Source organism: Kitasatospora sp. NPDC058032 (assembly GCF_042885845.1).
Lineage (GTDB): Bacteria > Actinomycetota > Actinomycetes > Streptomycetales > Streptomycetaceae > Kitasatospora.
The window spans coordinates 93916-103482 of sequence record NZ_JBHVRK010000026.1; the positions used below are offsets into that span (position 1 = coordinate 93916).

Genomic DNA, 9567 nt, shown 5'->3' on the forward strand with positions numbered 1-9567 from the left:
CAAGAGTTCACGGCATGGCAAAGCAAAGGGCCCGCCGCAGAGTGCGGCGGGCCCTTTGGGAGGGGACGGCGGATCAGCCGGTCAGGGCCTCCAGGACGCGGTCCAGCGAGGTGCCGAGGTTCCAGCGGGCGGAGAGGGACTCCAGGGTCATCGGGTCGAGCGGCTCGCCCGGCAGGGCGGGGTCGAAGCCGGGCAGCGGGGCGTCGGTGGCGACCCGGACCACGGTGGGCGCCACGTCCAGGTAGGCCGAGGCCTCCACGAGGTTGCGGCGCCGCGCCGGGGTCAGCCCGGAGCCGATGTCCTGGGCGGCGGTGCGGATGCCGGCGAGGTCGCCGTACTCGTGGATCAGCTGGGCCGCCGTCTTCTCGCCGATGCCCTTGACGCCGGGCAGGCCGTCGCTCGGGTCGCCGCGCAGGGCGGCCATGTCGGCGTACTGGGCGCCGCGCACGCCGTACTTCTCCAGCAGCAGCGCGTCATCGGTGACCTGCAGGTTGCCCATGCCCTTGACCGGGTAGAGCACGGTGATCGCGCGGGCGTCGTCGACCAGCTGGAACAGGTCGCGGTCGCCGGTGACGATCTGCACCGGCCCGGTGGCGCGCGCGGTCAGCGTGCCGATGACGTCGTCCGCCTCGTAGCCGGGGGAGCCGATCCGGGCGATGCCGAGCGCGTCCAGCACCTGCTCGATCACCGGGACCTGCGGGGCGAGCGTGTCCGGCACCTCCTCCTCGCCGTCCGTGGCGGCCTCGGCGACCCGGTGGGTCTTGTAGGAGGGGATGAGGTCCACCCGCCACTGGGGGCGCCAGTCGGCGTCCATGCAGGCGACCAGCTGGTCGGGCCGGTGGTCGTGGACCAGCCGGGCGATGAAGTCCAGCAGGCCCCGGACGGCGTTGACCGGCTCACCCTGCGGCGAGCGCAGGGTGTCCGGTACGCCGAAGTAGGCCCGGAAGTAGAGGCTGGCGGAGTCGAGCAGCATCAGTCGGGGTGCGGTCACGCCTCCGATCATGCCGTACCGGGCGGACACCGCGGTTCTCCTAGTGCTCGTGCGGCCCGGCGCGGTGCACCGGGCCGTGGGCGTCGGCGCAGTGCTCGGGGGTGAGGTCGCCGGGCGTGCTGATCTGCAGCAGCGCGCCGGCCTCGTCCTCGCCGACGTGGTCGACCTGGAGGGTGCTGTGGGTGATGCCGTACTCGTCGGCGAGCCGGCGCTGGAGTCCGCGCCGCACCGCGTGGCAGTCGCCGCCCGGGGTGACCAGGATGTGCGCGGAGAGCGCCGGCTGGCCGGAGGTGATCTCCCAGATGTGCAGGTCGTGGATCTCCTCGACGAGCGGCTGGGCGACCAGCCGGTCGGCCACCGCGTCCGGGTCGACACCGGCGGGCGCGGCCTCCAGGAAGATCCGCCCGGAGTCGCGGACCAGGCCGATGCCCGCCTTCAGCATCAGCGCGACCACGATGAGCGAGGCGATCGAGTCGGCCCGGGCGAAGCCGGTGGTCACCATGATCACACCGGCCACGGCGGTGGCGATGAACGCGTACAGGTCGGTGAGGACGTGCTGGAAGGCGCCCTCGACGTTCAGCGAGCTGCGGTTGGCCTTGGACATGCACCAGGTGGCGGCCAGGTTCACCACGATCCCGACCAGCGCGGTGACCAGCACCAGCGAGCCGGTCACCTGCGGCGGCTCGAACAGCCGCTTGATCGCCTCGTAGCCGAGCCAGGCGGACAGCACCAGCAGGGTCACGCCGTTGACCTGGGCGGAGAGGATCTCGGCGCGCTTGAGGCCGTAGGTGTAGCCACCGCGCGCCGGACGGGCGGCCAGTCGCATGGCGACGAGCGCGAGGACGATCGAGATGGCGTCGGTGAGCATGTGCGCGGCGTCCGAGATCAGCGCCAGCGACTGGGCCGCGAAGCCGACCACCACCTCGCCGACCATGAACACCACGATCAGCGCGAGCGCGCTCACCAGCCAGCGGCGGTCGGCGTCGGCGGAGACGCCGTGCGAGTGGCCGCCGTGGCCGCCGTGACCGCCATGGCCACCGTGACCGCCGGGGCCGCCGTGGTCATGCGCCTGGTCATGCCCATGATCATGACGGGAGTGCTCGTGGCCGGCCATCGAAGTCCTCTCCTGGAACTCATGAACGCGTGGGGGTAAGGGGCGGCGTGCGCGACCGCCCCGCACTCGAAGTGAACCGCAGATCGGACGAAGATCCAAAGGCTGCACTGGAGACCGTTGTCATTGCCGGGGGGTAACCCCCGTCCGGTATCGTCGCGCCGCCGCTGAACAGGGGAGACGCGCATGGAGACGACCGGACGGGTGAGTCTGGGAACGATCGCCCGCGAATGGGGCCGGATCGGCATCACCGGCTTCGGCGGACCGCCCGCCCACATCCTGCTGCTGCGCCGGCTCTGCGTGGAACGGCGCAAGTGGCTCTCCCCGGAGGAGTTCGAGGACGGCATCGCGGCGACCAACCTGCTGCCCGGACCGGCCTCCACCCAGCTCGCGATCCTCACCGCCCGGCGGCTGCGCGGCACCCCGGGCGCAGTGGTCGGCGGGGCCTGCTTCATCGCGCCCGGGCTCGCGCTGATCCTCGCCCTCGCGGTGCTCTTCCTGGCCGGCGACCCGCCGCGGTGGGTGCTCGGCGCCGCCGCCGGCGCGGGCGCGGCCGTCCCGGCGGTCGCGGTGCAGGCGGCCACCTCGCTGGTCCCCGCGAGCTTCACCCGGGCCGGCCGGGGCCGCGCCGCCCGCGCCCGCTGGGCCGGGTACGCGCTGGCCGGGGCACTGGCGGCGGTGCTGACCGGGCCCTGGCTGGTCCTGGTGCTGATCGCCTCCGGCCTGGCCGAGATCGCGGTCCGGGACCGCGGACGGCGGCTCGCGCGGACGCGGGGGCACGGGCCGACGCGGAGCGGCGGAACCGGACGCGAACGCCCCCGCCGGACGCGGGCCGGCCTGCTGCCGCTCGCCGCCGGGCTGCCCGCGCTCGGCGGGCTCGGCGCGGTGGCCTGGGTGGCGTTCAAGGTGGGCGCGCTCTCCTACGGCGGAGGGTTCGTGATCATCCCGCTGATGCAGAACGACGCCGTCGACCGCTACCACTGGATGACCGACGGACAGTTCCTCAACGCCGTCGCCCTCGGTCAGGTCACCCCCGGTCCGGTGGTGCAGACCGTCGCCGTCGTCGGCTACGCGGCCGCCGGGATCGCCGGCGGGCTGCTCGCGGCGGCGGTCGCCTTCGCGCCGTCCTTCCTCCTCGTGATCCTCGGCGGCCGGTACTTCGACCGGCTGCGCGCCGATGCGCGGGTGCAGGACTTCCTCACCGGCGCCGGACCGGCCGTGATCGGCGCCATCGCCGGCTCGGCGCTGCCGCTCGCCGCCGCGCTCGGCTCCGGCTGGCAGTGGGCGGTGCTGGCCGGCGCGCTGCTCTGGCTGGTCGCCGCCCGGCGTGGAGTGGTGCTCGCCCTGCTGGCCGCCGGCGCGGCCGGGGTGATCGCCGCGGCCGCCGGACTGCCCCTGTCCTGATCCGCCCTGCCCCGATCCGCTCCGCCCCCGGGGCTACCCCACCTCCACCGGCTCCAGCTGCACCGACCGGGCCGCCGTCGCCGCCCGCACCAGCGCCTGCATCACCCGCAGGTCGTCCCCCTGCTCCGGGTGCCACTGCACCCCGATCGTGAACCCCGGCCCCTCCACCGCCTCCACCGTCCCGTCCGGTGCGTGCGCGCTCACCCGCAGCCCCGTCCCCAGCCGGTCCACCGCCTGGTGGTGGAAGGTCGGCACGGTCAGCTCCGGCTCCGGCAGCAGCCCGCCCAGCAGCGTGCCCGGCACCGGTCGCACCAGGTGCGTGCCGTAGCGGCCCGGCGAACCGGTGTGCACGTCCACCTCGACGACGTCCGGCAGGTGCTGGATCAGCGTGCCCCCGCACACCACGTTGAGCACCTGCATGCCCCGGCAGATCCCCAGCAGCGGCATCCCGGCCGCCAGCGCCGCCCGCAGCAGCGCGCTCTCCCAGACGTCCCGCTCCACTGTGTCGATGTCGCTCAGCGGGTGCGGGGGCTGCCCGTAGTAGGCCGGGTCGATGTCCGGCCCGCCCGTGATGACCAGCGCGTCGAGCCGGGCGAGGACCTCCGGCGCGCGCTCCGGGGCGTCCGGCGGCAGCAGCACCGCGATCCCGCCCGAGTCCTGCACGTACGCGGTGTACCGCTCGGGCACCAGGGCCACCCGGCGGTCCCGCCAGTCGCTCCAACTCGCGTCCACCAGATAGGTGCTGACGCCGACAAAAGGCCTGCGTTCCATGGCGCGCATTCTCCTCCCGCACCGTCTGATCCCTCGTCAACCTCGCACATCGGCGCGCCACACCCGCCCGCCCTCTTCCGCGCCCTCCGTGACAGGCCGTACGGTTCGCTGTGACCGCTTGGTCTCGCTGCGTGATCGAGGAGGAGGGCGTCCGCCATGTCCGACCGCACCACCGTGTCCGGCACCACCGCGCCCGGTGCCACCGCGCCCGACGGCGCCGCGGCCGCACCCGGCACCGTCCCCGGCATCCCGCCCCGCCGCGCCCCGCTGACCCTGAACGAGCTGCGCACCCTGGTCGACGCCGGAGAGGTCCACACCGTCGCCCTCGGCTTCACCGACATGCAGGGGCGCCTGCAGGGCAAACGCTTCGCCGCCCGCTTCTTCCTGGACGAGGTGGCCGAGCACGGCTCCGACGCCTGCGAGTACCTGCTCGCCGTCGACGTCGAACTCAACACCGTGGACGGCTACGCGCTCTCCTCCTGGGAGACCGGCTACGGCGACTTCGCCATGCGCCCCGACCTGTCCACCCTGCGCCTGACCCCCTGGCAGCCGGGCACCGCCCAGGTCACCGCCGACCTGGCCGGCCGCGGCGGCCACCCGGTCGCCGCCGCGCCCCGCCAGCTGCTGCGGCGCCAGATCGCCCGGCTCGCCGAGCACGGCCTGGCCGCGGACATCGGCACCGAGCTGGAGTTCCTGGTCTTCCGCGACACCTACGAACAGGCCTGGCAGGGCGGTTACCGCGGCCTCACCCCGGCCAACCTCTACAACACCGACTACTCGCTGCTCGGCACCGCCCGGGTCGAACCGCTGCTCTCCCGGATCCGCACCGAGATGGCCGGCGCCGGACTGGTCGTGGAGTCCGCCAAGGGCGAGTGCAACCTCGGCCAGCACGAGATCGCCTTCCGCTACGCCGACGCGCTCACCACCTGCGACCAGCACAGCGTCTACAAGACCGGGGCCAAGGAGATCGCCGCCCAACTCGGCTGCGCGCTCACCTTCATGGCCAAGTACGACCAGCGCGAGGGCAACAGCTGCCACATCCACCTGTCGCTGCGCGACGCCGTCGGCGCCCCGGCGTTCGCCGCCGACGACGGCCGGATGACCGACACCATGCGCCACTTCCTGGCCGGACAGCTGGCCGCGCTGCGCGAGTTCACCCTGCTCTACGCGCCGAACATCAACTCCTACAAGCGCTACCGCCCGGGCTCCTTCGCCCCGACGGCCGTCGCCTGGGGCCGCGACAACCGGACCTGCGCCTACCGGGTGGTGGGGCACGGCTCCGGGCTGCGGATGGAGAACCGGGTGCCCGGCGGCGACGTCAACCCGTACCTGGCGGTGGCCGGCATGATCGCCGCCGGACTGCACGGGATCCAGCGCAAGCTGGAGCTGCCCGCCCCCTGCCTCGGCAACGCCTACGCCGTCGACGACTACGCCCGGGTGCCCGGCTCGCTGCGCGAGGCGGCCGACCTGTGGGGCGCGAGCGAACTCGCCCGCGCCGCCTTCGGGGACGACGTGGTCGAGCACTACCTGCACATGGCCCGGGTCGAACAGACCGCCTACGACGGCGCGATCACCGACTGGGAGCGCTACCGATCCTTCGAGCGGATGTGAGCACCATCGACACCACCATCGCCCCCGCCGCGGCCGGGCCCGCCGCCCGCGCCGTCCGCAACCCCGCCACCGGCGAGGTCCTCGGCACCGTCCCCGACACCACCCCCGGGCAACTGGACGCCGCCGTACGGCGCGCCGTCGAGGCGCAGCGCGGCTGGGCCGCCCTCGCCCCCGGCGAACGGGCCCGGCTGCTGCGCCGTTTCGCGGACCAGGTGGAGGTGCACGTCCCCGAACTGGCCGCCCTGGAGGTCACCGAGGCCGGCCACACCATCGGCAACGCCACCTGGGAGGCGGGCAACGTCCGCGACCTGCTGGAGTACGCGGCCGGCGGAGTGGAGCGGCTGACCGGGCGCCAGATCCCGGTGGCCGGCGGGCTGGACGTCACCTTCCACGAGCCGGTCGGCGTGGTCGGGGTGATCGCCCCGTGGAACTTCCCGATGCCGATCGCCGCCTGGGGCTTCGCGCCCGCGCTGGCCGCCGGGAACGCCGTCCTGCTCAAGCCCGCCGAGGCGACCCCGCTCACCGCGCTGCGGCTGGCCGAACTCGCGCTCGCCGCCGGGCTGCCGGAGGGCCTGTTCCAGGTGGTGCCGGGCGCCGGGCCGGTGACCGGCCGGGCGCTGGTCGACCACCCGGCGGTGCGCAAGATCGTCTTCACCGGGTCGACCGAGGTCGGCAAGGAGGTCGCCGCCCGCTGCGCGGCCCGGGCCAAGCGGGTCACCCTGGAACTCGGCGGCAAGAGTCCCAGCATCGTCTTCGCCGACGCCGACCTCGCCGGGGCCGCCGACCCGATGTCCTTCCTCGACAACTCCGGCCAGGACTGCTGCGCCCGCAGCCGGATCCTGGTCCAGCGCGAGGCCTACGACGACTTCCTGGCCCTGCTGCTGCCCGCCGTCGAGCGGATCCGCACCGGTGACCCGGCCGACCCGCGGACCGCCCTCGGCCCGCTGATCTCGGCCGCCCAGGTCCGCCGGGTGGCGTCGTACGTGACGCCCGACCTGCCGGTGCTGGCCCGCGGCGCGGTGCCGGACGGGCCCGGCTACTGGTACCCGCCGACGGTGCTGGCGCCCACCGGGGAGGACGTGCCGGCGGTCACCGAGGAGATCTTCGGCCCGGTCGCGGTCGTCCTGCCGTTCACCGACGAGGCGGACGCGCTGCGGCTCGCCAACGCCACCCGGTACGGGCTGTCCGGCTCGATCTGGACCCGCGACCTCGGCCGGGCGCTGCGGCTGGCCAGGGGCGTCGCGGCGGGCAACCTCTCGGTCAACTCGCACGCCTCGGTGCGGTACTGGACGCCGTTCGGCGGCTTCGGCGAGTCCGGGGTCGGCCGCGAGCTGGGGCCGGAGGCGCTGGCGCACTTCACCGAGACCAAGAACGTCTACATCCGGACCGAGGAGTAGGAGCACCCGGTGACCCAGCAGTCCCACCACCCCCGCGCGTCCGAGCGGCCGGAGCGGCCGGAGCGGTCCCCACGGCCGGAGCGGTCCGCGCAGCCCGCGGCGCCGGTCTGCCGCCGGCTGGTCGGCCGGACGGCCGTGATCACCGGCGCGGGCAGCGGGATCGGCCTGGCCTCGGCCCGCCGGCTCGCCGCCGAGGGCGCGACGGTGGTCTGCGCCGACGTCGACGAGACCACCGGCAAGGCGGCGGCCGAGGAGGTCGGCGGCCTCTTCGTGCACACCGACGTCACCGACCCGGCGATGGTCGAGGCGCTCTTCGACGAGGCCTACGAGACCTTCGGCAGCGTGGACGTCGCCTTCAACAACGCCGGCATCTCGCCGCCCGAGGACGACTCCATCCTCACCACCGAACTGGACGCCTGGCGCCGGGTGCAGGAGGTCAACCTGACCTCGGTCTACCTCTGCTGCCGGGCGGCGCTGCCGTACATGCGCCGCCACGGGCAGGGCTCGATCATCAACACCGCGAGCTTCGTGGCCCGGATGGGCGCCGCCACCTCGCAGATCTCCTACACCGCCTCCAAGGGCGGCGTGCTGGCGATGTCCCGCGAACTGGGCGTGCAGTTCGCCCGGGAGGGCATCCGGGTCAACGCGCTGTCGCCGGGGCCGGTGGACACCCCGCTGCTGCGCGAGCTGTTCGCCAAGGACCCGGAGCGCGCGGCCCGCCGGCTGGTGCACATCCCGCTGGGCCGCTTCGCCCGCCCGGAGGAGATTGCCGCCGCGGTGGCCTTCCTCGCCAGCGACGATTCCTCCTTCATCACCGCGAGCGAGTTCCTGGTGGACGGCGGGATCGCCGGCGCCTATGTGACCCCGCTGTAGGGCTTCCGGGGGCCGCGGCGCACCTTCTCACCGTAATCTCATCGAAAAGCCCGGAATTCGGGGTCCAGCTGATTTCGCGCTTATCCGGCTGCCTTTAGATTCATTCCCGTGAGTGAGCAGATCCCCGCCGGGTGGTACCCGGACCCGAAGGACATCACCAGCGACCCGAGACCGCAGCGCTGGTGGGACGGCAAGGGGTGGACGGCCAGCACCCGGCCCGCACCCTCGGACGCACCGCCGCCGGAGGCGCCGGCGGCCGGTGCTCCGGGGCCGGACGAGGCCGCCGGGCCCCAGGTGCTGGAGGGGGAGGTGCTGGAGAGCGGGCCGTCGGTCCGCTACCCGGAGCCGCCGCCCTTCGGCACCGCCTACGGCTCGCCGGTGCCGCCCGCGCCCCGGCAGCGGCGCAAGCCGTCCAAGCTGGTGATCGCGGCGGCGGTGGCGGCCGTGCTGGGCCTGGGCGTCGGCTCGGGCGTCACCTACCTGGCGATGGACGACCACGGCGACCGGCACCGCTCCGCGCGCCCGGCAGGGCCGCCCGGACAGGAGGGCGACGGCCGGTGGCGCGGCCTGCCGGACTTCGGCGGCCCCGGCGACAACGGCCCCGGTGCCAACGGCAACCAGGGCAATGGTGATCAGGGCAACGGCAACGGCGGCAACCAGGGCAACGGCGGCAAGGGCAACGGCAACGGCGGCAACGGCAATGGCGGCAAGGGCAACGGCCCCGCCACCGGCAGCGACAAGGCCGTCGACCTCGTGAACCGGCTGGTCCTGCCCGTCCCCTCCGGCTGGGAGGGCGGCACCACCCCCGACGGTTACGCGGGGCTCAGCATCGGCCGCTACGACTGCGAGGGCGGCGGCACCTGTTCGCTCGGCGGCGCCAACACCGGCCGGATCGACGGCGGCGGCACCGATGTGCAGGCGGCGGCCAAGGCCGACATCGACAAGGCCGCCAAGGACTCCTACAACGAGATCCTCTCGCACGAGGAGCTCAAGTCCGAGGCGGTCAAGGTGGACGGCCGGGACGGCTACCTGGTCCGCTGGAAGGTGGACGCCGCCAAGGGCAACGACGGCTACGTGCAGACGGTGGTCTTCCCGTCCGCCGACGGCAAGTCGCTGGTCTCGGTGCACCTGGGCTTCGACATCGCCGCCAAGGCGCCGGACGTCGCGGTGATGGACACCATCGTCAAGGGCATCGGCGACTACAGCGGCAAGGTGCCGGCCCTCCCGGGTCTCCCCGGCGGTGCCGGCAACGGCAGCGGCACCGGGAACACCTGAGGCCGCGGTCTCGGCTCACGCACGGCGGGGGGGGGCCGCCCCGGGGGGGGGGGGGGCCGGCGGGGGGGGGGGGGGGCGGGGGGGGCGGGGGGGGGGGGGGGCCGCGGGGGGGGGGGGGGGCGCCCCCCCGCCGC

General features: G+C 74.4%; 8 protein-coding genes. 5 read left to right on the forward strand and 3 right to left on the reverse strand.

What is annotated here, in order from left to right; translation table 11 throughout:
• Positions 1-73: 73 nt before the first annotated feature.
• Positions 74-1003, reverse strand: coding sequence for a 5'-3' exonuclease H3TH domain-containing protein (locus ACFVUH_RS30910; protein ID WP_387916670.1), 930 nt, complete (start codon positions 1001-1003; stop codon positions 74-76).
• Positions 1004-1031: 28 nt separating this feature from the next.
• On the reverse strand, positions 1032-2105 hold the full coding sequence (locus ACFVUH_RS30915) for a cation diffusion facilitator family transporter (RefSeq protein WP_387916655.1): 1074 nt from the start codon (positions 2103-2105) through the stop codon (positions 1032-1034).
• A 183-nt stretch (positions 2106-2288) separates the two neighbouring features.
• On the opposite strand from ACFVUH_RS30915, the gene chrA reads away from it, so the two are divergent.
• Positions 2289-3506, forward strand: coding sequence for a chromate efflux transporter (chrA, locus tag ACFVUH_RS30920; RefSeq protein ID WP_387916657.1), 1218 nt, complete (start codon positions 2289-2291; stop codon positions 3504-3506).
• A 33-nt stretch (positions 3507-3539) separates the two neighbouring features.
• Here chrA and ACFVUH_RS30925 read toward each other — a convergent pair whose 3' ends face one another.
• Positions 3540-4277, reverse strand: coding sequence for a gamma-glutamyl-gamma-aminobutyrate hydrolase family protein (locus ACFVUH_RS30925; protein WP_387916659.1), 738 nt, complete (start codon positions 4275-4277; stop codon positions 3540-3542).
• A gap of 246 nt (positions 4278-4523) precedes the next feature.
• Between ACFVUH_RS30925 and ACFVUH_RS30930 the strand changes: the two genes are divergently transcribed.
• From ACFVUH_RS30930 to ACFVUH_RS30945, 4 genes are all read left to right on the forward strand, one after another.
• Positions 4524-5888 carry a glutamine synthetase family protein gene (locus ACFVUH_RS30930; protein WP_387916672.1) on the forward strand — a complete coding sequence of 455 codons (1365 nt, stop codon included), beginning with the start codon at positions 4524-4526 and terminating at the stop codon, positions 5886-5888.
• Positions 5885-7285, forward strand: coding sequence for an aldehyde dehydrogenase family protein (locus ACFVUH_RS30935; RefSeq protein WP_387916661.1), 1401 nt, complete (start codon positions 5885-5887; stop codon positions 7283-7285). The genes ACFVUH_RS30930 and ACFVUH_RS30935 overlap by 4 nt, the downstream gene beginning before the upstream one ends.
• A gap of 117 nt (positions 7286-7402) precedes the next feature.
• Complete coding sequence (locus ACFVUH_RS30940; protein ID WP_355370951.1) at positions 7403-8158, forward strand: 3-oxoacyl-ACP reductase; 756 nt, start codon at positions 7403-7405, stop codon at positions 8156-8158.
• A 108-nt stretch (positions 8159-8266) separates the two neighbouring features.
• A complete protein-coding gene (locus ACFVUH_RS30945) occupies positions 8267-9433 on the forward strand; it encodes a DUF2510 domain-containing protein (RefSeq protein ID WP_355370893.1) in 1167 nt (388 codons plus the stop codon).
• Positions 9434-9567: the final 134 nt, after the last annotated feature.

Coding starts and splice junctions, on each gene's coding strand:
- ACFVUH_RS30910 (WP_387916670.1), bottom strand. CDS start 1,003: ATGATCGGAGGCGTGACCGCACCCCGACTGATGCTGCTCGACTCCGCC.
- ACFVUH_RS30915 (WP_387916655.1), bottom strand. CDS start 2,105: ATGGCCGGCCACGAGCACTCCCGTCATGATCATGGGCATGACCAGGCG.
- chrA (WP_387916657.1), top strand. CDS start 2,289: ATGGAGACGACCGGACGGGTGAGTCTGGGAACGATCGCCCGCGAATGG.
- ACFVUH_RS30925 (WP_387916659.1), bottom strand. CDS start 4,277: ATGGAACGCAGGCCTTTTGTCGGCGTCAGCACCTATCTGGTGGACGCG.